At 70.0% G+C, this 22,509-nt stretch carries 20 protein-coding genes, 1 tRNA gene, 1 pseudogene and 1 riboswitch; of the genes and pseudogenes, 9 read left to right on the top strand and 13 right to left on the bottom strand.

Features of this window, described 5'->3' with window-relative positions:
- The first annotated feature begins 4 nt into the window (after nt 1-4).
- Nucleotides 5-577 (top strand): Pycsar system effector family protein, encoded by a 573-nt coding sequence (locus ACNF49_RS50440; RefSeq protein WP_482942114.1) that lies wholly within the window; start codon nt 5-7, stop codon nt 575-577.
- Nucleotides 578-612: 35 nt separating this feature from the next.
- Here ACNF49_RS50440 and ACNF49_RS50435 read toward each other — a convergent pair whose 3' ends face one another.
- The 4 genes from ACNF49_RS50435 to ACNF49_RS50420 all read right to left on the bottom strand — a co-directional run bounded on the left by ACNF49_RS50435 (nt 613) and on the right by ACNF49_RS50420 (nt 4,989).
- Nucleotides 613-1,362: a hypothetical protein gene (locus tag ACNF49_RS50435; RefSeq protein WP_357970826.1), complete on the bottom strand. Its 750-nt coding sequence runs from the start codon at nt 1,360-1,362 to the stop codon at nt 613-615.
- 25 nt (nt 1,363-1,387) lie between these two features.
- Entirely contained in the window at nt 1,388-3,343 is a 1,956-nt protein-coding gene (locus ACNF49_RS50430; RefSeq protein WP_482942112.1) for a hypothetical protein, read from the bottom strand.
- Nucleotides 3,344-3,471: 128 nt separating this feature from the next.
- Nucleotides 3,472-4,227, bottom strand: coding sequence for a hypothetical protein (locus ACNF49_RS50425; protein ID WP_482942111.1), 756 nt, complete (start codon nt 4,225-4,227; stop codon nt 3,472-3,474).
- A gap of 57 nt (nt 4,228-4,284) precedes the next feature.
- Nucleotides 4,285-4,989: a Crp/Fnr family transcriptional regulator gene (locus ACNF49_RS50420; RefSeq protein WP_482942110.1), complete on the bottom strand. Its 705-nt coding sequence runs from the start codon at nt 4,987-4,989 to the stop codon at nt 4,285-4,287.
- An 89-nt stretch (nt 4,990-5,078) separates the two neighbouring features.
- Here ACNF49_RS50420 and ACNF49_RS50415 point away from each other — a divergent pair, with 89 nt between their 5' ends.
- The gene (locus ACNF49_RS50415; protein ID WP_482942109.1) at nt 5,079-5,531 is read left to right on the top strand and encodes a hypothetical protein; all 453 of its coding nucleotides are present in this window, start codon (nt 5,079-5,081) and stop codon (nt 5,529-5,531) included.
- Between the two features lie 195 nt (nt 5,532-5,726).
- Here ACNF49_RS50415 and ACNF49_RS50410 read toward each other — a convergent pair whose 3' ends face one another.
- On the bottom strand, nt 5,727-7,541 hold the full coding sequence (locus ACNF49_RS50410; protein ID WP_482942108.1) for a CehA/McbA family metallohydrolase: 1,815 nt from the start codon (nt 7,539-7,541) through the stop codon (nt 5,727-5,729).
- A gap of 595 nt (nt 7,542-8,136) precedes the next feature.
- A tRNA-Arg gene (locus ACNF49_RS50405) sits at nt 8,137-8,208 on the bottom strand.
- Nucleotides 8,209-8,322: 114 nt separating this feature from the next.
- On the opposite strand from ACNF49_RS50405, the gene ACNF49_RS50400 reads away from it, so the two are divergent.
- The 4 genes from ACNF49_RS50400 (at nt 8,323) to ACNF49_RS50385 (ending at nt 10,414) form a co-directional block, all read left to right on the top strand.
- Nucleotides 8,323-8,709 (top strand): response regulator transcription factor, encoded by a 387-nt coding sequence (locus ACNF49_RS50400; protein WP_352349704.1) that lies wholly within the window; start codon nt 8,323-8,325, stop codon nt 8,707-8,709.
- A gap of 122 nt (nt 8,710-8,831) precedes the next feature.
- Nucleotides 8,832-9,494: an AIM24 family protein gene (locus ACNF49_RS50395; protein WP_357970841.1), complete on the top strand. Its 663-nt coding sequence runs from the start codon at nt 8,832-8,834 to the stop codon at nt 9,492-9,494.
- 64 nt (nt 9,495-9,558) lie between these two features.
- A complete protein-coding gene (locus tag ACNF49_RS50390; protein ID WP_352349708.1) occupies nt 9,559-9,858 on the top strand; it encodes an ArsR/SmtB family transcription factor in 300 nt (99 codons plus the stop codon).
- Nucleotides 9,848-10,414: a YbaK/prolyl-tRNA synthetase associated domain-containing protein gene (locus ACNF49_RS50385; RefSeq protein ID WP_482942107.1), complete on the top strand. Its 567-nt coding sequence runs from the start codon at nt 9,848-9,850 to the stop codon at nt 10,412-10,414. Before ACNF49_RS50390 ends, ACNF49_RS50385 begins: the two co-directional genes overlap by 11 nt.
- Nucleotides 10,415-10,499: 85 nt before the next feature.
- Here the strand turns inward: ACNF49_RS50385 and ACNF49_RS50380 are convergent, their stop codons facing one another.
- Together ACNF49_RS50380 and ACNF49_RS50375 are read right to left on the bottom strand one after the other, a co-directional pair.
- On the bottom strand, nt 10,500-11,336 hold the full coding sequence (locus ACNF49_RS50380) for a universal stress protein (RefSeq protein ID WP_357970846.1): 837 nt from the start codon (nt 11,334-11,336) through the stop codon (nt 10,500-10,502).
- A 2-nt stretch (nt 11,337-11,338) separates the two neighbouring features.
- A complete protein-coding gene (locus ACNF49_RS50375) occupies nt 11,339-11,689 on the bottom strand; it encodes a hypothetical protein (RefSeq protein WP_357970848.1) in 351 nt (116 codons plus the stop codon).
- A 59-nt stretch (nt 11,690-11,748) separates the two neighbouring features.
- Here ACNF49_RS50375 and ACNF49_RS50370 point away from each other — a divergent pair, with 59 nt between their 5' ends.
- The gene (locus ACNF49_RS50370) at nt 11,749-13,992 is read left to right on the top strand and encodes a glycoside hydrolase family 95 protein (RefSeq protein ID WP_482942106.1); all 2,244 of its coding nucleotides are present in this window, start codon (nt 11,749-11,751) and stop codon (nt 13,990-13,992) included.
- Here the strand turns inward: ACNF49_RS50370 and ACNF49_RS50365 are convergent.
- Nucleotides 13,952-14,572 carry a class I SAM-dependent methyltransferase gene (locus ACNF49_RS50365; RefSeq protein WP_357970853.1) on the bottom strand — a complete coding sequence of 207 codons (621 nt, stop codon included), beginning with the start codon at nt 14,570-14,572 and terminating at the stop codon, nt 13,952-13,954. The genes ACNF49_RS50370 and ACNF49_RS50365 overlap by 41 nt on opposite strands.
- A 35-nt stretch (nt 14,573-14,607) precedes the next feature.
- A riboswitch (TPP riboswitch) is annotated at nt 14,608-14,720 on the top strand.
- Here ACNF49_RS50365 and thiC point away from each other — a divergent pair.
- Entirely contained in the window at nt 14,713-16,191 is a 1,479-nt protein-coding gene (thiC, locus tag ACNF49_RS50360) for a phosphomethylpyrimidine synthase ThiC (RefSeq protein WP_482942105.1), read from the top strand. (Overlaps the previous riboswitch by 8 nt.)
- Before the next feature lie 9 nt (nt 16,192-16,200).
- Here thiC and ACNF49_RS50355 read toward each other — a convergent pair whose 3' ends face one another.
- From ACNF49_RS50355 to ACNF49_RS50340, 4 genes and pseudogenes are all read right to left on the bottom strand, one after another.
- Nucleotides 16,201-17,052, bottom strand: a complete 852-nt coding sequence (locus ACNF49_RS50355; protein ID WP_482942104.1) for an SDR family oxidoreductase — start codon at nt 17,050-17,052, stop codon at nt 16,201-16,203.
- Nucleotides 17,053-17,131: 79 nt separating this feature from the next.
- Nucleotides 17,132-20,221: a DEAD/DEAH box helicase gene (locus tag ACNF49_RS50350; RefSeq protein ID WP_482942103.1), complete on the bottom strand. Its 3,090-nt coding sequence runs from the start codon at nt 20,219-20,221 to the stop codon at nt 17,132-17,134.
- A 91-nt stretch (nt 20,222-20,312) separates the two neighbouring features.
- Complete coding sequence (locus ACNF49_RS50345) at nt 20,313-21,146, bottom strand: SCO6745 family protein (RefSeq protein WP_482942102.1); 834 nt, start codon at nt 21,144-21,146, stop codon at nt 20,313-20,315.
- Between the two features lie 280 nt (nt 21,147-21,426).
- Nucleotides 21,427-21,957 (bottom strand): annotated as a pseudogene (locus tag ACNF49_RS50340) (SDR family oxidoreductase); the annotation flags it as partial.
- 156 nt (nt 21,958-22,113) lie between these two features.
- Between ACNF49_RS50340 and ACNF49_RS50335 the strand changes: the two are divergent.
- Entirely contained in the window at nt 22,114-22,497 is a 384-nt protein-coding gene (locus ACNF49_RS50335; protein WP_498703647.1) for a hypothetical protein, read from the top strand.
- Nucleotides 22,498-22,509: the final 12 nt, after the last annotated feature.

Genomic DNA, 22,509 nt, shown 5'->3' with positions numbered 1-22,509 from the left:
TCTCGTGTTCCGCAAGATCGTGCGAGCCTTCAGCCAGCCCCCTGCGGACGAACGACAGGCAGCCGAGGACGACGCGTGCGCCTACGGGACACAATTACTCACAGAAGCCCGTGAGGAGCTCAACCGGGCGGACACCAAAGCCCAGGTCCTCCTCGGCATCGTCGGCATCGGCCTCGGCGCCGTCGCAGGCGGCCTGCTCGCGGGAAGCTGGTCACCCTTCGAGCTGTCCAACGCCGTCGAGTGGTTGTGGTGGGCAGGGGCGGCGGCAGCTCTGGCGTCCGTGGTCGTGCTCGCCGGTGCGGTCTATCCGCGCCTGGATCGGCGGAAGGGAAGCCACGCCGTCATGTACTACGCCGATGTCCTGCACCTCGACTCCGCGGTGGCCGTCGGCGGCGCTCTGATGCGGTCATCGGCACTCGACCTGGAGCGGGTCGCTGATCAGCTGTACCGGGTCAGTCGCATCGTGGGGCGGAAGTATCGCCTCATCCGCTGGGGGTTCTGGCTGCTCTTGGGGGGAATGTCGGCCACGGTGAGCGCGGCGCTCATCGACGTGGTGCTCACCGGTTCCCCGCCGTGACCGTGCAGGCGCAGGCATGACGCCTGCACGGTGGGTCACGCTCTGCCTTCCAGCAGGGTGTCGTCCTCCAGGGGCGGAACGGGAAGACCGAGGAGTTCCAGGGTGCTGCGCAGCACCGATTCGTTCCGGACGACGAAGTCCAGCATGTCCACCTTCTCGTAGCTCTGCATGATCTTGTCGACTGTGTCGAGCAGCTTCTGCGCGCCCTGCTGCCGCTGCTTGTCGAGATCCGCGATGATCTGCGGCAGTTGCTCCGGAGCGGCAGCCAGTTGGATCGCGTGCACCACGCGGGCGCTTCCCTCCACGGCGGCGAGAAACTCCTGCCACTTCTGCCGGACCTCGTCGGTGCTGCTGATGTGCAGCAGGGCCGCGGCGGCGTCGGATCTGATGCCGTGCAGCTTCCTGTGGCTGTCGCGGTTGAGCTGGCGGACCTCGTCGGGAACGTTCACCTCGGCGCGGACCGTCCACCTGTAGACGCCCGTCATCGCGCCGGAGATCGATTGGAGTTTCTCGTTCGCGGCCCGCTCTGCCGCACCCGCCTCGGTGATGTCGAACTGCCGGGTGATCACACGTACCTCCTGGCACGCGCGCTGGAGAACCGCTTCGGCTTCGGGCACTTCGTCGTCGAGGAGAGCTCGGGCCGACTTCCCGGCCGAGGTCGCGGTCCGGAGCAGGGTGACGGAGAAGTCGTAGGCGTCGCCCTTGGCGGGCGCGGTCAGAACGAACGGCTCGATGTCGACAGGCGGTTCGGCCTCGGGCTCGTTCAGCTGGACGTGGTAGAGCATGGGGGCCAGCCATTTGTGCATGGGATCAGCTCCTTTGAACGAGTTGACGCAGGTGTTGGTAAAGATCGGCGGCGATCTCGCCCTGGCGCCGCCAGAGCCGGAGGTAGAGCAGGGCCCGCTTGGCGTTCCGTCCGTCGGTCAGGCTGAAGATCTGGTCCGTGATCTCCCGTACGGTGGGCCGTTCGTCGTAATGGCGCAGCCATTCGCTCAGCAGCAGGTCCCAGGACTCGGGTACGACCAGGCGGCCATCCTCCTCATGGCTGAGCGCGTTGCGCCAGAGCGTCACCAGCGAGGGGTGGGGGTCGAGCCGGCTCAGGTGCGGCCGTTCAGGGCTCGGGACGGGTAGCGCGGTCAGCCGTCCGAAGGCGAGGGCGGCACTGCGATGACCTGCGGGCCCTCCTTCGTCGACCCAATCGGCGAGGCTGTTCAGGATGGTGTGCGCGGTGTCCGTGCGATACAGATAGGCGACGGACTGGGCCACGTCCTGGTGGAACTTGTCCCCCCTGGTGAGGACCAGGGTCCTGAACGCGGCGAGGGCTTGGTCGGGGGCGGAGAGGCCGACGGACGAGGCATAGGCACGGATGGCGATCGCCTTCGTCACGTCGTTGCCCTGGATCATCGAACGGAGGTGGAGGTGAACGCGGCGGGTCATCGACGGGTCTTCGGCGGCTGCCTCCAGCGCCAGAGCGGCGAGCTGGTGGTCCCGCATGCGGCGGGACCGGCTCCACACCTGCAGGAACCGCTTGTCCACAAGGGCGAAGTCGAAGGTCGCGAGCTTCCCGACCGCGTGCCCGACCTTGATCCTGGTGTGCGACGAACCCTCGCCGCCGAGCCAGTGCAGCCAGTCGACCAGCGAGTCACGGATGGTCGGCTGGTCTTCCCAGATCACCCGCAGCATGACGGCCGCGAGCTGAGGACGTCTCAGCCTGATGCTCCGCCCGCCACCGGGCCCGGCGGGTGTGGCCTCGGCGTCCACGTAACGCAGCCAGAGAGGGAGCTTCTCCCAGAGCTGGACCGGTTTCGGCGAATGATCACGGCGCCACTTCTCGTCGAGCCGTTCGGCCAGAGCCAGCGCCGCACCGGAGATCTCCGCCTCGGGCAGCCCATGGAGCACGGCGATGCTTGTCATGAAGCACCGGCCCAGGGTCGGCCTGCGCTTCTCCAGGTCTTCGCCGACCTTCGCGCGCATCCGGTGGAACCGCCGGTTCAGCATGCCCTCGATGGACGCGCCGGCCTCCAAGGTGGCGGCCACCTGCTTGGCCAGTTCGACCACCTGCCAGGGGGCGGAGTGGGCACGAAGCTCCTCCTCCAACAGCCGCCGATCGTCCGGGGCGAGCCGCGTGCCTGAGGCCTGAACGGACAGGTGCCTGGCGAAGATCCGGGCGTTCGGCGGGGCGTCGTGCTCGATCACGGGGGCGACGGTGGAGCTGATGTGCCCCGGCACCAGGACGATCACCCTGCAGTCCGCGTTGACGCCGGCCCGCTTGAGGTTCGTGGTCACCTTGTCCACGGCCTCGGGCGTATCGACCAGGTCGAGCAAATAGCCGTGTCCCGATTCCAGTTTCCACTCGCGGGGGTCCGGCGTGCTCGCTCCGCGCGGACTGATCCAGCTCGCCCTGCCGCACCAGTCGAGCAGCGCCGCCGCGGCCGTGGTCGCCTTTCCGGTCTCCGCCGGGCCGCCGAGCAGGACGAGGCGTTCGCTGTCGAGCAGCCTGCGTGTTTCGGCCTGCGACCGGGTCGGTACCAGCGTTCGCCGTAGTTCCTCGATCTCGTTCTCCGTCAGCTCGTGAATCGTCGCGGTCGGTTGGGCCCCTCCCTGATTTACGTGGATGTCGCCTTGGGCGAACCAGACGTTCCCCTTCTTGACGCGGTTGTGCACGCGGCCGAACAGATCCCGAGTGCCGGCGCTGGGCCGCTCGTCGGCGAACAGGTCGTCCAGGCTCTGCTCACGTTCCAGCCACTCCTGTCCAGAGGCGGTCATCTCGTTGCGGATCGATTGGTTGTCCGGCTCCTGGGGTGCCTCGTCCGCTTCCTCCAGAACGGCGGCCTCGATCGCCGGAACTTCCTGCTGCGAGGGTTCGGATATCGGTTCCTCAGGTGGAGAGTCGCTCATTTCTCCCTCCGCTTCGGTTCACGAGTGACGTGCATGTCTCCCTGCGCGAAGAAGATCTCGCCCTTCCTGACCCGGTTCTTGATCGACCCGGTGCTCGGCGGCGGTGATGAGGGGTTGTTTCCGGGCGGGGGAGACTTCGGAACCTCCATGTCATGGACGTCGAAGTGCGGGACGTACAGGTATGCCGTGTACTCCTGTTTCTTCTCCGCCACCGCGACCTCCAGGAACTCCGACGGCCTCGGCCGCCCCGGCCCCTGCGACACGTAGTCGCGGAAGACCTCACGCGAGACGATCAGCGCCAGGTCGGCGTCGCGGAAGGTGTCGAGGGCGGTCCGGATCGGGGCCGAGTCGCGCAACCTCGCGGGCTGTACCGCATGCTGCCCAGGCCAGCCGGCCGCGCCGTCCAACTGCAGCGGTCCGACGTGAACGGCCAGCCTCATTCTCATCCGGGCCCAGGTGGGATCGGAGCGTTGACTGTTGTGGGCCGCGATGGCCAGGTCCAGCTCGGTCAGGAACTGGTCGAGGAGGAGAGGAATCGTGACGAAGGGGCCCGGCTCGGCGGGAAGGCGGACGGTCAGCGAGTCACCGCCCACCTGGCGCTCCCACGCCCCATGGTCCAGCTGGACGCGGTCCGCCGCAGTCTCGATGGTGCTGACCAGTCCGAACTGAAGGTTTCGCTGCTGGGCGTCGGTACGGCCGCCGTAGTTCTCGATGTCCGCTGTGAGCAGGACGCGGTAATCGTGCGTGACCATGGCATCTCCAATGAGCGGGTGGGCTCAACAGTGCGGCACCACCCGGCGGGAGAAGCCTTAGAAATATGGCTTGGCGAGGATCGGCAGGTCGGCGAGCGCGGTCAGCCCCGCCAGATCTTTCACCACGACGTCGCGGTGCCCTCGCCGGATGACCCCTTCCGCGGCCAGTTCGCGCAGCGCCTTCTGCGCCGTGATCTCCTTGGCGCCCACCAGCATGCCGAGCTCGGCTCTTGTGAGCGGTACGCCGATGCTCACGCCGTCGTCCATGGCGCAGCCGTGCCGCGCGACCAACGCGATCAGCACCCGTGCCAGGCAGATCTTGGTTTCGTAGCCGGCGAAGTCGAGGCGTCGCTGATTGGCCCAACGGAGGCGCTCGGCCACGACCTGCGTCAACGCCAGTGCCGCCGCCGGCCGCCGGGTCACGAAAGAGCGGAAGACCGGGCCTTTGACCTGTTGGAGAACTGCGCGTCCGCAGGTGGTCACGGTCGCCGACCGTGGCGACCCGTCCATGGCCGCCATATCGCCCACGACGTCGCCCGACACCCGGATCGCCAGGGTCGCCTCAACGCCGTTCTCAACGCCCCCGGTCACCTTGACCAGCGCATCCAGCAGAATCCACACCGATGTGCCGCGATCTCCCTGCCTGATCAGCACGTGTCCGGGCGGGAGCGAGCACAAGGTTCCCAGCCCGAGGAGCTCCGAGCGGAGCTCATCCGTCAGCCGGTGCATGAAGGTGCCGATCGGCCATCGGTTGGAAGCCAAGTTTCCTCCAGTAGGCGATGTCCCACGCATACGCCGGCTGGGCCACGTCGGCAAGGGAGTCAGGCGTTCACGGGCGTTCTGTCCCGTCGATGGCCTTTGCGGCGGTGGTTCACATTTCTGAAGGCGCGTCGATTCAAGTGGCGTTTGTCGTGGACGGTGGCCAGGAGTCGTCGGTCGAAATGCCATGCCGCTTTGGTTCGGCCGTTCGGGGGAGGCTGGAAGAGCAGCGTCGCTTGGCGGCGGCACATGAGAACTCCAGGGTGGCGCGTATCGCCATGGGCGCGTGCACGGGATCACTTGGGCTGCTTGCATCTCTGGCCAGCCTGGTGCCTACTAATGACGATCGGGATCCGGCTATGCCGGACTACAGCGATCCGGACGCGGTGATGATAGCGACGACCGCATCTGGTTTCGCCCTCTTCTTTTTCGTGTCGGCCATCATGTTTCTCTGGCGGAGCAACGCGGCTGTTGTCTTACCGCTGCTCTTGCTCGCCGGCGAAACGTATCGATTCGTTACCGTGGTGCCTCATTACACAGGCTGATTCGGGTCTCCTGTGGGAATCGCATTGCGGGCGCAGCGGTACATGGTCGAGCGACAGGCTCACATGGCAGGCGCCTTCGCGCGGGGACGCCTGCCACGCGTCCGCCTGATCCACGAGCACACCTGGCTCCTGGAGTGCGACCGTACGGCGCCCGGACCGTCGCCCCGCGGCCGGGCGCGCTGCCGCGGACCGAGGTCAGGGCAGGCGGTTGCGGTAGACCTGCCTGGCTCGCTCGTACAGGGCCAGGTGGTCGTCCAGCTGGGCGGGGGTGTCGAAGCGGCCGAACTCGCGCAGGATCGATTCCAGCCGGTCCAGCCAGGCCAGGCACCAGCGCACGTCCGCCTCCCTGGCCACGTGGCCGCCCGCGACGTCAAGGTACACAGGGCTGGTGTGGGCGTATGCGCCGCGCCGGTGTTGGGAGCGCGGATGCGGCCCGCCGGTTGCCACGGCCACCACGTACGTCGGTTCGTCCGCCGTCATCGTGGCCACCAGCCGCCCGGGAGGCCCCTGCGCGAGCACGCCCGCAGCGGTACGGATCTCCAGTTGCTCGACCTCCGGCCCGATCGTGGAGACCGCGATCTCCAGTTCCTGTCCCGGCGGCAGCTCCAGCGTGTCGCCCGGTCCGTGCCCGTTCACCGTGAGCTCCAGCCACGGCCCGGTGGTGGCGAACGTACGGCCGAGCAGGATCGCCTCGGCGTAGGACTCGGCGGTGAGGGGGCCGGCGACGTTGGCGTACACACGCTCCCAGCCGGGCGGGGCGGAGGCGGTGCCGCGGCGGCAGAACGACAGCACGGCGTCGGTCCCCGCCGTCACCGCCAGTCTGTTGCCCGCGCCGATGAGACGGCGGTACACGGCCGCCGTGGCCAGGACGGAGGAGTGGTTGAGCACATCGAGGGAGTCGATCAGGCCCAGTGCGGCATCGGCCACGATCTCCCTGGCCGCGCAGGACCGCCCGCGATCGAGTACGACGTCCGGCGGGTCGTCGTCACCGAACGCGGTGTGGAACGGGTGCCCGTAGGAGACGATCCCGCCGAGTGCCTTCAGCTCCTCGCACGCCGCCGCGTTGGGCGGCCAGTCCGCCGTACCGAACCCCGAGTGGTAGCGGCTCGGCAACCCGCGCAGCCCGAACGCCGTGCAGTGGCCGAGCACGTCGTTGCGGTACTCGACGCCGATCCTGGCCACGTGCCGGTCGTCGGACCACGGCAGGTCCTTGCCCACCCACTGCTCCAGCGCCTCCACATCGTAGACGCGCTCGCTCGCCACGTTGCCCGCCACCAGGTTGAGCACGTGGAGGTCCTCGCCGCGCTGCGCGGCGGCGGCCAGCTCGGGCGCGGCGGGCTCCTCGCCCATCCAGTTGAGGTGCACGTGCAGGTCGCCGCCGTACCAGCCGCGGGCGGCCGCATCGTACAGCCGTTCGGGCGCCAGCTCCACCAGCGTCTCCGCGCCGGCCTGCGGAGTCGTGGTCACTTCGGCGGTGTCGTACTCCATCCCTCTGGTCACGGTCACGGTGACGGGTTCGGCGGGTACGGCGACCACGAGGTCGTCGCCATGGAAGAACGGCCGGCGGTGCGCGTCCAGCTTGGGCGGCGCGCCGCCCGGGTACCAGCCCTGGCCGTTCGCGCTCGTCACGCTCCACCGGCACGGGAACCCCGCGCGCAACCGCACCCTGGCCGCCGCCACCCGCCTGCTCAGCGGCGCCAGATCGACCGGCTGCCCGTCGACGAGGACGGACTCGGCGACCTCGACCACCTTGGCCCCGCGCGCCTCCACCGTGTACCGGGTGCCGTCCACGATCACGGTGACCGGTTCGTCCCTGCTGGAGTCGAGCAGCAACGCCGTACGACACGGTTCGCCCTCCAGCACGATCCGCGTGACGGCCTCCACCGCGCAGCCGCCGGGGGTCAGGCGCAGCACCGGCAGGTTGTCCACGACGTCGCCGCCGAGCGCGTCACGCACCACCCGGTCGGGGTCCACCTCGCCGAGGTGATCCTCCAGCTCGGCGGCGGGCACGTCGGGGTAACGTTCGGCCAGTTGGCGCAGTCCGGTGTTCCAGAAGTCGTAACGGCGATCGAGGAAGACGGTCGCCCACGCCTGGACGACGTAGGACAGAGACGGTTCGCCCCCAGCAGGGGCCGTGCGCGTCGCGGAGCGCGCGGTAATCGGTCAGGGCAGCGGATACGAGGCCCGGAAGTAACGCATCGTCACACATTGGACACTCCTTGGAGGGGACCCATCGTCATGCTGACAGGGATCTCCCGCTGTGTCCCGCTTCGCTGGGAAGGAAGAAGGTCCTGACCTCGCAGCGATCGGCGCGACGAACCCAACATGTCCACCGGCGCCGCATCGTCGATCGAGGCCCATGCGGCCCCGGCAAGGGGGCGCCTTATCCGTCCATTGGCGGCTTTCTCAGGTGCCACCATGCGGCTGCCGGCCTTCAGGCTGGCTGGTGTCGACCTCGCCGGATCGGCCAAGCGCCCGCCACCCGAGGTTGGCCCACAACCAGTGGGCTACAACGAGAACGGGCGGGACTCCGTGAGACTGGAGGCCCGCCCGCATCTGTGATGTTTGCCCTGGTCGGCGGCCTGAGCCGCTGATCAAGATTGTGTGCCCCCTGTAGGATTCGAACCTACGCACCCGGCTCCGGAGGCCGGTGCTCTATCCCCTGAGCTAAGGGGGCGACGAGTGATAAGGCTATCAGCATCCGGGGACCACTCGGCACCAGATAACGCTCCTTGAACGCATCCCGCGAAAACCCCACGTGACCGGCCCGCTACGGGCTAGCTTTGCGCCCGTGAGCGACGTTCTTGGCAAAGTACTGGTCGTGGATGACGACGAGGTCATCCGGCAGCTCATCGCGGTCAACCTGAACCTCGAGGGGTTCGAGGTGTCGACCGCCACCGATGGGCAGGACTGTCTGGATCGCGTGATGGACGTCATGCCGGATGTGATCACGCTCGACGTGATGATGCCCTGCCTGGACGGGTGGGCGACGGCGGAGAAGTTGCGTACGGAGGAGGCGACCAGTCACATCAAGGTCGTCCTGATCACGGCGCGGGCGCAGGACGACGACCGGAGGCGGGGGCTGGGGATCGGGGTCGACGCGTACCTGACCAAGCCGTTCGATCCGGCCGAGCTCATTCAGGTCGTGCGGGAACTCGCTTCCGGGGCGCCGAGTTGATGGGGGTGTAGAACGGCGCCGGAGTGGTGTGCCGGAGGTGGTGGGAGCGGCGGAGATGACGCCGCTCGGGCCGGCTCCGGGTGCACGTCGGCGGCGACGACCATCGACGTGAGAGGCGCGACGTGCGTAGTTCGATCTTCGGCAACCTGGCCGGCCAGCCGCTTCCCGGCGGGTTCGCGCTGGAGAACCACAAGATGCTGCGGGTCCAGTTGCCGCACGAGGTGCTTGCCAAGCAGGGGTCCATGGTCGCCTTCCAGGGGCAGATGGACTTCGACTACGAGGGCGGCGGGCTCGGCAGGCTGCTGAAGAAGGCCGTGACGGGGGAGGGGGCCTCCCTGATGCGGGTACGCGGCCAGGGGCTGCTCTATCTGGCCGACAACGCCGACGACATCCACCTGTTCTACCTGGAGAACGAGGGGCTGACGGTCAACGGGCGGAACCTGCTGGCGTTCGGGCCGGAGCTCAAGTGGGACATCCAGCGGGTTCAGGGCGCCGGGGTCGCGGCCGGTGGGCTGTTCAACACCACGGTGACCGGCACCGGGTGGGTGGCGGTGACCACGCACGGCACGCCGGTGCTGCTGGACGTGGCGCGGATGCCGACGTTCGTGGACGGGCAGGCGGCGGTGTGCTGGAGCACGGGGTTGCAGGTCGGGGTCAACCGCACGGTGAAGGTCGGGGCCCTGATCGGGCGGGGCAGCGGCGAGGCCATGCAGCTGGCGTTCCGGGGGCAGGGGTTCGTGCTGGTGCAGGCCAGCGAAGGTGCGCCGGTGGTGCAGACGTCCTGAGGACCTGCGGTTCAGAGGCTTTCCGGGCGTGGACAGGTAATTAGCTTATTGCCATACTGGCTCGGTGGATGTGGATCTGGTCAAGGCGCTGGCCAGTGACAAGCGGCTGCTCATCCTTGAGTGGCTGCGCGACCCCGAGCGGCACTTCGGCCCCCAGCGCGACGGCGACCTCGTACGCGACGGCGTCTGTTCGCTGTTCATCGCCGAGAAGCTGGGCGTGAGCCGGCCCACCTGCGGCGAGCATCTCAAGGTGCTGGCCCAGGCGGGGCTGATCCGGGGCACGAAGATCAAGCAGTGGGTGTTCTACCAGCGCGACGAAGGCCGGATCGCCAAGGCCAAGGAGATGTTGAGCAGTGACTGGTGACGCGACTGACGCCTACGAAGGTCCCGACGCCTACGAAGGGGTCGAGGAGGATCGGCGGCCGGACGCCTATGAACGGCTGATCGCCGACCTCGACGCGGGCGGGGCGCGGTACCGGGTGATCGACCATCCGGCGGAGGGGCGTACCGAGCAGGTGAGCGCCCTGCGCGGGCACGGCGTCGAGCAGGCGGCCAAGTGCCTGATCGTGATGGTCAAGATCGGCAAGAAGCGCACCCGGCACGTGCTGGCCGTCGTGCCGGGCGACGCGCGGCTGGATCTGCAGGCGGTCAAGGGATTGCTGGAGGGCACGTACGTGGCCTTCGCCGACAAGGACCGGGCGGAGGAGCTGGCCGGCAGCGTCAGCGGAACGGTGTTGCCGTTCAGCCATGACCCCCGCCTTGAGCTGGTGGTCGATCCTTCGCTGCTGGAGCTGCCGGAGATATACTTCAACGCCGCGCGCCTCGACCGCTCCTTGGCGCTCGCCACCGACGACTACGTACGGCTGGCCGCGCCCCGCGTGGCCGGCATCGTGGCGGCGGCGGTGCCGGCCGCCGGTTAGCCACCGGCGGGCGGTGGGGGGCGGTCCAGAAGGACGGGACCGGGCCGGGGGAGTGGCGGACGGCGGTGACCCGCGGGACCGTACCCTAAACGGATGTAGCCTTCACGATCGCGAGCGGGCCGGGCGCGTGGTGCAGCATGGCCTGGCTGACCGAGCCGATGAGCATGCCCTTCAGCGTGCCGTGGCCCCGGCTGCCGACGACCAGCAGGTCGGCGCCGGCCGCCACCTCGCGCAGCACCTCGACGGGATGGCCGTGCACGACGTCCTCGATCACCTCCACGCCGGGATGGCATTGCCGGGGTATGGCGAGGAAGGTCCGCAGGGCCTCGCGGGTCTCGCGTTCGGCCTCCGGATCGGCGGGCTCGAATCCCGAGGGACGCGGCCAGGCGAAGGCCTCCACCGCGCGCAGCCTGGCGCCGCGCAGCTCGGCCTCGGCGAAGGCGAACTTCAGCGCGCGGAGGCTGCCCTCGGAACGGTCGACGCCGACCACCAGCTCACCGCGCGGAACGGCGGGCGGGTCGCGGACCAGGACGACGTCCGTCTGGGCGTGGGCGGCCACACCGTGGGCGACCGAGCCGAGCAGCAGCCCGCGTACGCCGCCCAAGCCGCGACTGCCGACGACGAGCAGGTCGGCCTGCTCGGCGGTCTTGATCAGCGCGGCGCGGGGATCGCCGGGCACGAGTTCCGTGGTCACCTCGGCGCCCTCTTCGCGGGCCCGCCGTTCGGCGGCCGCGAGCACCTCCTTGGCGCCGTCGCGCATCCACTTCCCCACCTCCGCGTACCGGCCGGAGATCGGGTGGCAGACCCAGTCGGGCACCACGTGGGCCACGGTCAGCGACACCCCGCGCAGCACTGCCTCCTTGGCGGCCCAGTCGACGGACAGCAGTCCGGTCGGCGAGCCGTCGACACCTGCGACGATCATGGTCAGGCCACGTAACATTCCACTTCGGCGCGGCGATAGGCCAAGCCCTGTCTGGTGGACTCGTCGATGCACGCGCGCTCGGTCTTGCTGAGGAGCAGTTCGCCGCAGACCGTCACGCCGGAGTACGTCCGGCAGTCGAGTGAACGGTTGCGCCGGCCGATTCGGTAGTTGTCCTTGACCGCCTGCCTGCACTTCTGGCGCAGGGCCTGTGTGTCGGCGTAGCGGCACTGGGCGGTCAGCGTCCGGTATTGCTGCTTGCTCACTTCCTGCTGCTCGATGCCGTCCCCAGAGGCGGCAGCCGGTCCGATCGTGGTGAGAGCCACGATCGCGGCCACAGCGGCGATCTTCATCATAGTTCCCCTGAGGGAGTCCGTACCGCCAGGGGCGATCGCCAAACCTTAGGCTGATCGCCATGCTGACGCTCCGGTACGACGAGCCCGCCCCCAGCTGGGAAGGACACGTCCTTCCGATCGGCAACGGAGCGCTCGGCGCCTGCGTGTTCGGGACGCTTGCGACCGAGCGCGTCCAGCTCAACGAGAAGTCGTTGTGGACCGGCGGTCCGGGCAGCGCGGAGCCCTGCGGATCCGGCAACTGGCCGACGGACCGTCCCGGTGCTCTGGACGCGGTGCGGCGGGTCATCGACGAACGGGGTTCGATGGCGCCGGAGGAAGTGGCCGAGATCCTGGGAAACCCGGCCTACAGCACGGTGGGGCACATCCCCGGCTTCGGGGCGTACCAGAACTTCGGCGAGTTGCTGCTCGACGTGACCGGCGGTTCCTCCGGCGGCTACCGGCGCACGCTCGACCTGGAGACGGCGGTGGCCGCCGTGACGTACGAGGACGCCGACGGCGTGGTGCTCACCAGGGAATATTTCGCCTCGTACCCGGCGGGCGTCATCGTCGGCAGGCTGACAGCGGGACGCCCGGGACGGGTGGGGTTCACGTTGCGCTTCGGCAGCGCGCATGACGGCGGTGAGGACGTGACCGCCGAGGCCGGACGGCTGCGCGTCCGGGGCGTGCTGGCCGACAACGGCCTGGTGTACGAGGGCCAGATCCAGGTACTGACCGAGGGCGGCACCCGCACGGACGACGGCGACCGCGTCGTGGTGACGGGCGCCGACAGCGCGGTGTTCGTCTTCTCGGCGGCCACCGACTACGCGCCCGTCCACCCCGGCTACCGGGGTCCGGACCCGGCGGCGCGGGTCACGGCGGCGGTGGACGCGGCGGCGCGCCGGCCGTACGCGGAGCTGCGGGCCGAGCACGAGGCCGACCACCGGGCGCTGTTCGGCCGGGTACGCCTCGACCTCGGCCGGCGCCTGCCCGACCTGCCCACCGACCGCCTGCTGGCCGCCTACCAAGGCGCCGGCACCTCGTCCGACAGGGCCCTGGAGACGCTGTACTTCCAGTACGGCCGGTACCTGCTGATCGCCTGCTCCCGCCCCGGCTCGCTGCCGGCCAACCTGCAGGGGGTGTGGAACGCGTCCAACTCGCCGCCGTGGGAGTCCGACTACCACACCAACATCAACCTGCAGATGAACTACTGGCCCGCCGAGCCGGTGAACCTGGCCGAGACGGCGGTGCCGTACCAGGAGTTCGTGGCGGGGCTGCGCGCGCCCGGTCGAGAGACCGCGCGGTCGATGTTCGGCTCCGCGGGCTGGGTGGTGCACTCCAACACCAACCCGTTCGGGTTCACCGGGGTGCACGACTGGCCCACGTCGTTCTGGATGCCGGACGCCGCCGGCTGGCTGGTGCGCCAGCTCTACGAGCGCTACCTGTTCGGCGGCGACGAGAACTACCTGCGCGGGCACGCCTACCCGGCGATGCGCGAGGCCGCCGAGTTCTGGCTGGCCAACCTGTGTACCGACGGGCGTGACGGCAGCCTCGTCGTCTCGCCCGCGTACTCGCCCGAGCACGGCGACTTCACCGCGGGCGCGGCCATGGCGCAGCAGATCGTCCGGGACCTGTTCGCCTGCACGGCCGAGGCCGCGCGGACGCTCGGCGTGGACGCCGAGTTCGCCGGACGGCTGCGCGCGGCGGCCGACCGGCTCGATCCCGGGCTGCGGGTCGGGTCGTGGGGGCAGCTCCAGGAGTGGAAGGCCGACCTCGACGACCCGTCCGACCGGCACCGGCACGTCTCCCAGCTCTACGCCCTGCACCCCGGGACGCAGCTCACCGCTCCCGAGCACCTGGCCGCGGCGCGCACCACCCTCGAAGCCCGCGGCGACGGCGGCACGGGCTGGAGCATGGCCTGGAAGGTCAACTTCTGGGCCCGGCTCAAGGACGGCGACCGCGCCCTGAGCATGCTGAGCGGGCAACTGCGGTCCAGCACGCTGCCCAACCTGTGGGACACGCATCCGCCGTTCCAGATCGACGGGAACCTCGGCGCGACCGCCGGGGTGGCCGAGATGCTGCTCCAGAGCCACGCCGGCGTCATCGAGCTGCTGCCCGCACTGCCGGCCGTCTGGCACGCGGGCTCGTTCGACGGGCTGCGCGCCCGCGGCGGCTTCACCGTCGGGGTGACCTGGGCGGACGGCGTGCCGGTCGAGGTCAGGCTGGCGTCGGCGCGCGGTGGGACCGCCCGGCTGCGCGGCCCCGGGTTCGCGCTCGACCTGGAGACTAGGGCAGGGGAGAGCTGCGCGCTGTCGCCAGCACGCTGAACCACGTGCGGTGGGTGACGTTCGTCTCGTGCCAGGCGACCGCGAACCCGGCCGCGTCCAGCACCGCGAGCAGGTCCCCCGCGTCGCGGTGGACGAACCAGCGCTCGTACTCCGTCCGGTACGGCACCGGCTCCCAGCCCTCGCTGTCGCCCAGGGCGGTGATCAGCGCGAGCACCCCGCCGGGGCGCAGCGCCGCGTGCCAGGCGCGCAGCGTCGGCTCGGTCTGCTCGGACGGCACGTGCACGAGGGCCGCGGCCGACCAGATGCCGTCCAGGGACTGCGGCGACAGCGGCGGCCGCCGCAGATCGCCCAGAACGGCGGGCACGCCGCGCCCGGCGGCGAGCCTGGCCATCTCGATCGACAGGTCCACGCCCACGGTGGTCAGGCCGCGTCCGGCGAACCAGGCCGACTCGCGCCCCGGGCCGCATCCCAGGTCGGCGACCGTGGCTCCGGCGGGCAGGGCTGAGGCGAACCGGTCGCGGACGGCCACGATCGAGGGTGACGGATCGGCGACCTGCTCGTCGAACTGGCGCGCGATGCGGTCGTAGGTGGCGGTCGTGTGCGCAATGGGATCAGACATCCCCTTGATCCTGCCACGCGCGGGGTTATGATCGCGGTGACCAACGCGGGAGCCCGGTACGGACCGGGCTGAGAGGACGGCTGTCAGCCGCCGACCGCCAGAACCTGCTCCGGATAATGCCGGCGAAGGGAGTTTGCGCGATGAGCGACGCGCGCTTTTCCAAGATCCACATCGGTGACCTCCAGGTGCCGATGCGCGAGGTCAGACTGTCGAACGGCACCTCGGTGCGGCTCTACGACACCTCGGGGCCGTCGCGTACCGACCGCTCGGCGTGGGGATCGCCGGTCACCCAGCTCGGCGCCGCGCGGCGCGGCGTGGTGACCAAGGAGATGGAGTTCGTGGCCGTCCGGGAGGGTATGACCCCCGAGTTCGTCCGGCAGGAGGTCGCGGCCGGCCGGGCGGTCATCCCCGCCAACGTCAACCATCCCGAGTCCGAGCCGATGGCGATCGGCCGGAACTTCCTGGTCAAGATCAACGCCAACATCGGCAACTCCGCCGTCACCTCCTCGATCGAGGAGGAGGTCGAGAAGATGACCTGGGCCACCCGGTGGGGCGCCGACACCGTCATGGACCTGTCCACCGGGCCGAACATCCACGAGACCCGCGAGCAGATCATCCGCAGCTCGCCCGTCCCGGTCGGGACCGTGCCCATCTACCAGGCGCTGGAGAAGGTGGGCGGGCGTCCGGAGGCGCTGTCGTGGGAGGTCTACCGCGACACCCTGATCGAGCAGTGCGAGCAGGGTGTCGACTACGTGACGGTGCACGCGGGCGTGCGGCTGGCGCACGTGCCGCTGACCGCCCGCCGCAAGACCGGGATCGTCTCGCGCGGGGGCTCGATCATGGCCGCCTGGTGCCTGGCCCACCACCGCGAGAGCTTCCTGTACGAGCACTTCGAGGAGATGTGCGCCCTGCTGGCCCGCTACGACGTGACGTTCTCGCTGGGCGACGGGCTGCGCCCCGGGTCGATCGCGGACGCCAACGACGAGGCCCAGTTCGCCGAGCTGCGCACGCTGGGCGAGCTGACCAAGATCGCGCACGCGCACGAGGTGCAGGTGATGATCGAGGGCCCCGGCCACGTGCCCATGCACAAGATCAAGGAGAACGTCGACCTGCAGCGCGAGCTCTGCGACGACGTGCCCTTCTACACCCTCGGCCCGCTCGTCACCGACATCGCCCCCGGCTACGACCACATCACCTCGGGCATCGGCGCCGCCATGATCGCCTGGTACGGCACCGCCATGCTCTGCTACGTCACCCCCAAGGAGCACCTCGGCCTGCCCAACCGCGACGACGTCAAGACCGGCGTGATCACGTACAAGATCGCGGCGCACGCGGCGGACCTGGCCAAGGGGCACCCGCAGGCCCAGGCGTGGGACGACGCCCTGTCGGACGCCCGGTTCGAGTTCCGCTGGGAGGACCAGTTCGACCTGTCGCTCGACCCGGACACCGCCCGCGCCTTCCACGACGAGACCCTGCCGGCCGCGCCCGCCAAGACCGCGCACTTCTGCTCGATGTGCGGCCCTAAGTTCTGCTCGATGAAGCTCAGCCACGAGGTGCGGGCGGGCATGGCCGACAAGGCGGCCGAGTTCCTCGGGAAGGGCGGCTCGATCTACCTCTGACCTGCGCGGTCAGCCCGGGAGCGTCTCGCCGCCGATCGGGGCCAGCACCTCGCCCGTGTAGTACGAGGACAGCCGGTCGGCGGCGAAGAACACGTACGAAGGGGCGATCTCGTCGGGGTCGGCGGCCCGCTTCATGGGCACCTGCGCGCCGAACTTCTCCACCTTCTCCTCCGGCATCGTGGCCGGGATCAGCGGCGTCCAGACCGGGCCGGGGGCGACGGCGTTGATCCTGATGCCGCGCTCGACCAGGTTCTGGGCCATGGAGTAGGTGAAGGCGTTGATCGCGCCCTTCGTCGCGGCGTAGTCGATGAGGGTCTTGTTGCCCCGCAGGCCGTTGATCGAGGAGGTGTTCACGATCGCGCTGCCCTCCCGCAGGTGCGGCAGCGCGGCCTTGGTGACGCGGTAGTAGCTGTGGATGTTGACCGCGAACGTGTGCTCCCACTGCTCGTCCGTCAGCTCCTCCAGGGAGTCGACGGGCGCCTGGTAGGCCACGTTGTTGACCAGGACGTCCAGGCCGCCCAGCTCGGAGACGGCCTGCTCCACGACCGTCGCGCAGTGGTCGCGGTCGCCCAGGTCGCCGGGCAGCAGCACGCAGCGCCGTCCCTCCTGCTCGACCAGGCCGCGGGTGTGGTTGGCGTCGTCGTGCTCGTCGAGGTAGGCGATGGCGACGTCCGCGCCCTCCTTGGCGAACGCCACCGCCACCGCCCGGCCGATGCCCGAGTCACCGCCGGTGATCAGCGCCTTCTTGCCCGCCAGCAGGTCCCTGCCCTCGTAGCCGCGCATCTCGTCGCGCGGCTCGGGCGACATCTCGTCCGTACGGCCCGGGTACGGCTGGCTCTGGGGTGGTGGTGTCTCCGACATGTCCGGCGATCTTCCCCCGACGGGGTATCGATAACGTCATGCTTCGCCCAGATCACCCCTTTACGGCCAGCTACAGCTGTCAGCCGGCGATGGCCGCGCGCCGGAACAGGTCCGCGGGCATCTCCTCGTCCAGCCTCCAGGTGACGGCCATCGGGCGTTCGCCCTTGTGCTCGACGTAGCGGGCGGTGCCGTGGAAGACGTACGGCTCGGGGTGACGATGGTCGTTCTCCGTGCGTTCCCTGGTGAACAGCAGGACGTGGCTGCCGGTGTGCTCATGCCTCTGGTAGCGCAGGCCGGTGGCCGACCCCGCGCCGGTCCGGTTCTGGGACTCCCAGTGGAAGAGCTCCGGGGTCAGGGCGTAGTCGCGGTACATGGTCTGCGGGGAGAACTCCTTCTCGTTCTTGCGCAGGGTGACGAAGAGGGCGTCGCAGCGGGTGGCCGGGCACCACGCCACGCCCTCCCGCATGGTGGCGGGCACGGAACCGCCGAGGCTCGCCCAGCCCAGAGCGGCCAGGACCTCGTCGGCCGAGTAGTGGCCGTTGAGCTCCAGCGGCACGCCGGCGAGTGTCGCGGGAAGGGGCCTGGTCACATGGCGCGGGCGCTCCACGCCGTAGGCGAGGACCTCCAGGATCTCCGCGCACAGGTCCGGCTCGGCGCGCAGCCGGTCCAGGCCCTCGTCGTAGGAGGCGAAGCCGCCGCCGTCCCGCCAGAAGGAGAAGAACAACATGCGGGCGAACGCCTGCGTGGCCGGCGGGCAGTCGTCGTAGCGGGGCCCGCCGGGACGCAGCAGGTCGGCGTAGGCCGCGGCCCGCGGGCGGTCGTCGACGTGGAGCAGCGCGCGGATCCGGCGGCCCAGCGCGTTCTCCAGCGCGGAGGCGGGGGCGGTGACCAGGCCGGACCGGCGCAGCAGGTCGGTCCAGTAGCGGCGGTTGCGGTACAGGTCGTCGATGTCGCGACCGCTCGCCTCCAGGTACTTCACCAGCGACGTCTCGGCGAGCGACCGGATCTCCTGCGTGACCATGGTGACCGTCGCGCTCAGATGGATCCGCAGCTCGTCGAGCAGGCGGTCTTTGGTGACCCGGTCCAGGACGATCTGCGAGCCCGACGGCAGGAGCGGGAAGTCGTTCCTGACCTGCGTCTCCAGCCGCCCCCGGACGAAGCCGGTGAGCGCCTGGAACCGGTTGCCGAAGCGGTACTCCTTGCGGTGCTGGCCGACGAAGTCGAGGACGGTCAGCACGTCCTTGTCGGGGGTGCGGCGCAGGCCGCGGCCGAGCTGCTGCAGGAAGACGGTGGCGCTCTCGGTCGGCCGCAGCAGGAGCAGGGTGTTGACGTCGGGCACGTCGAGGCCCTCGTTGAACAGGTCCACGGCGAACAGGAAGGTGACCTTCCCCTCCCGTAGGGCCTTCAGCGCGTCCTTGCGCGACTGGTCGTCGGTGCCGCTGTCCACCGCCCGCGAGGGCAGCCCCGCCCTGGTGAAGAAGTCGGCCATGAAGCGCGCGTGACCCACCGAGACGCAGAATCCGAGCCCGCGCACCGCCGCCAGGTCGCTGGCCTTGTCCAGGAGCGCGTTGAACACCAGCCGCGCCCGCGCGGTGTCGCCGGTGAGGACGTTGTCCAGCGACGCGAGGTCGTAGGAGCCGCGCGACCACTTCACCGTGCTGAGGTCGGTCTCGTCGTTGATGCCGAAATAGTGGAACGGGCAGAGCAGGTCGGCGTCGAGGGCGTCCCACAGGCGCAGCTCCGAGGCGATGCGCCCGTCGAAGAACTCGTCCTGCACCCAGGTGCCGTCCGCGCGTTCGGGGGTGGCGGTCAGGCCCAGGAGCTCCTTGGGCCGCAGACGGTCGATGATCTGGCGGTACGTACGGGCGGCCGCATGATGGAACTCGTCGATGACGACCACGTCGAAATGGTCGGGGGCGAAGGTGTCGATGATCCTGCTGAGGGACTGCACCGAGGCGAAGACGTGCTGCCACTGCCGGGAACGTTCGTCGCCGACGTGCAGCTCGCCGAAGTCCGGGACGGCCAGCACCTGCCGGTAGGTGTGCATGGCCTGGGCCAGGATCTCCCTACGGTGCGCCACGAACAGCAGAGTCGGCCGGCGGCCGAGACGCCGTTGCAGGTTGCGGTAGTCGAACGCGGCGACGACGGTCTTGCCCGTGCCGGTCGCGGCCACGAGCAGGTTCCGGTGCCGGTCGTGGACGGTCCTTTCGACATCGAGGTCCTCCAGCATCTCCCGCTGGTGCGGGAAGGGATGCGGGACCAGGGCCGGGATGTCGAAGAGCCGTTCACCGCTCCGCGACCGGGACAGCGCCTCGTCCAGCCGGCCGCCGTCCGTCTCGGGGTCGTACGGCTCGAACTCGGGACGGTTCCAGTAGGAGTCGAAGGTCGCCTCGAACTTGTCCAGCAGCCGGGGTGTCGTCACCGACGACAGGCGGACGTTCCATTCCAGCCCATCCAGCAGGGCCGCGCGTGACAGGTTCGAACTGCCGACGTACGCGGTGTCGAAGCCCGTACGGCGGCGCAACAGCCACGCCTTCGCGTGCAGCCGGGTCGAGTTCTGCTCGTAACTGACGCGGACCTCGGCGCCGAAGTCGCGGACCAGCCGGTCGAGCGCCCGGCGTTCGGTCGCGCCCATGTAGGTCGTGGTGATGACCCGCACCGGCACGCCGCGCCGCCCCAGCTCGGCCAGCGGACGTTCGAGGATGCGCAGCCCCGACCACTTGACGAACGCGCACAGCAGGTCGACCCGGTCGGCGCTGGCCAGCTCGGTGGCCAGCTCGTGGGCCAGGTTGGGGTCCTCGCGGGCGTTGGTGAGCAGGGCCGCCTCGGAGAGCGACGTCAGCGGCCTGGCGGGGGCGGCCGCGCCGGGTTCGTTCCTGACGACGGACAGCAGGCGGGCGGGCCCGTCGGAGACGACCTCCACCTCGGCATCCGCGAGCAGGCCGAGCAGCCGGTTGGCCAGCCGCACCTGCTCCTCCGGGTCCTTGAGCGCGGCGAACGCCCGGGTGGCCGTCTCGCCCAGGAACCGGCCCAGCAGGTGGCTGACCTCCTCCTTGTCGACGGTGGAGATCTCGACGAGGTGATCCGCGTCCTGCCAGCCGGCCGCGCGCTCCTGGAGTCTGCGGGTGAGCAGCGAGTCGTACAGGCCGGGGACGGGGGTGTCGGGCACGGGTCGCTGCCTCCTGTTTCCTGGCGCCTGGACCTCGGATCCTGGATCGGGAGGATCAGCGTAGATCGGGCGCCGGCGGGGGCGCAGGTGATCAGGTGAGCTTGAGGAGGCCGGAGTCCACTATGCGGCGGCCGAAGGGGCGGGCGAGGTCGGCGAGGCGTTCGCAGTCGGGTTCGCCCAGGGCGCCGTAGGCGGGCATGGCCAGGGTGTCGGTGCGGGTTTCGAGGTGGTGGCGCAGGGACTTGCCTTCGGGGGTCAGGTCGTTGCCGGGGGTCAGGAGGCCGCGGGTGCGGAGGGCGGTCTCGGCGTGCGCCCACTGGTCCGGGGGCCAGGCGCGGCTCATGGTGAGGAACGGCTTGGCGACCTCGCCGCTGGCCGCGTGCAGGACGAGGGCTTCGAGGCCGGTGATGCCCTCGGCCAGCAGTGTCGCCACGTGGCCGTCGCCGCGGAACTCGCGCAGGAGGGTCTGGGCGTGCCAGAGCTGGAGGAGGGGGTCGTCGGGCCAGGGGAGGGCGGCGTGGGCGGCGAACAGGGGGCGGCCCTGGGGGTGGTCGCAGGCGGCCTCGGCGGCGCGCCTGGCCAGGGTGAGGACGGGGACGAGGTCGGGAAGTTCGTGGACGGCGGCCCGGCGGAGGGCCTCGGCGGCGGCTTCGAGGCGGGCTTGCAGGACCTGGGCGGGGGTGACCCTGTCCCAGGGGAGGGAGCGGCGTACGAGGTCGGGGTTGAAGTTGTAGAACGTGGCGATGACGAGGTCGGCGGGGGCGGGGCCCAAGGGGGCGGAGCGTGAGGTGAAATATCCGGACATGCCGGTGAGGCCGAGGGCGGCGTACCGGGTGGTTGCCTCGGGGACGAAGTAGATCATCCCGTGGACGGGTTCCAGACGGCGCCAGGCTCGGCGGGCGGTCCGGGTGAGCTGCTGGTCCATGGTCAGGTCGGGCCTTTCGCGAAGGGCGACGGCGGGGGAGCGCCTTATGGGGTGCGGGGAGGCGGCTCGTGGTCAGTCGGTTGGGGGGGGATTGGAGGGTGGTGATGAAGTTGGACATTCCGGCTAGCCATCTGTCCGGGGCCTCGGCCTTGCGGCGGTAGAAGTCGGCCACCTCGGGGTGGGGCAGGATGTGGAACCGTTCGGCGGCCAGGCCGTCGATCACGGCGGTCGCCACGTCGGCGGGGTCGAGGATCGCGCCCGAGGCCCCCACGGCGCGCGCCGTCAGGTGGTCCTCCTCGACGCCGCGTTCCAGCATCCCGGTACGCACGCCCTGCGGGCACAACACGCTGACCTTGATGCCCTGCGCGGCGTAGTGGATGGCCACCCATTCGGCGAAGGCGATGGCCGCGGCCTTGGTGACGGCGTACGGCGCGTCGCCGGGGCAGCTCACCAGGCCGGCCGCCGAGCAGGTGTTCAGCAGGTAGCCGCCGCCGCGGGCGACCATGCCGGGGACGACGGCGCGGGCGGCGTGCACGTGGGCCAGGACGTTGACCGCGTACAGGGAGGTCCATTCCTGGAGGGGGGCGTCGAGGCCGGAGCCGCCGATGATGCCGGCGTTGGAGCAGAACACGTCCACGGGGCCGAAGGGGGTGGGCTCGGCCAGCGCGGCCACGTCGGACTCGACGGAGACGTCCGCGCGTACGGCCACCGCTCGTTCGCCGATCTCGTCGGCCACGGCTCTCGCGCCGGGCTCGTCCAGGTCGGCCAGCACGATCCCGGCGGCTCCCTCGGCGGCGAAGCGCAGGGCCATCGCCCGTCCGATGCCGCCGGCCGCGCCCGTCACGACGATCACCTTGTCCCGCACCCTCATGAAGCCCTCCTGACCGACCAGCCGGTATCAGAACATGATTCTAATGACGACGGGCTGGATGGGAAGGGATGAGAGCTTCCTCATCCTGGCCTCAGGATGGTCTCCTCCGAGCGGCAGACGCTCTACCTCATGAAACGCGTGATGCTCATTCTCGTAGCGCTGACGGCGGCGGGGTTCCTCTCGGCCGGGTGGGTACGGGCGGCCGACGACGGGCCCGATCTGGGGGAGTCCGTCACGGTCTCGACCTCGCCGGGGACGTCGGCCGGCGACGTACGGCCGTTCACGTCGCCGGGAACCGGGGCCGAACCCGTCAAGCCACCCGCGCCGAAGCCCGGAGGCGGCGATGATGATGGCGACGAAGACCACCATCGCGCCTGGGCCGGCGGAGACGACGATGACGACGCGCACGAAGACGACGACGATGACGATGACGACCGCGACGATGACGATGACGACGAAGGTGACGATGGCGACGACTGAGCGGGGAGCCGG

The organism is Actinomadura sp. ATCC 39365, from assembly GCF_054392275.1.
Note: the sequence above shows the minus strand (reverse complement) of the source record. Positions and strands in the feature narration are given on the sequence as shown.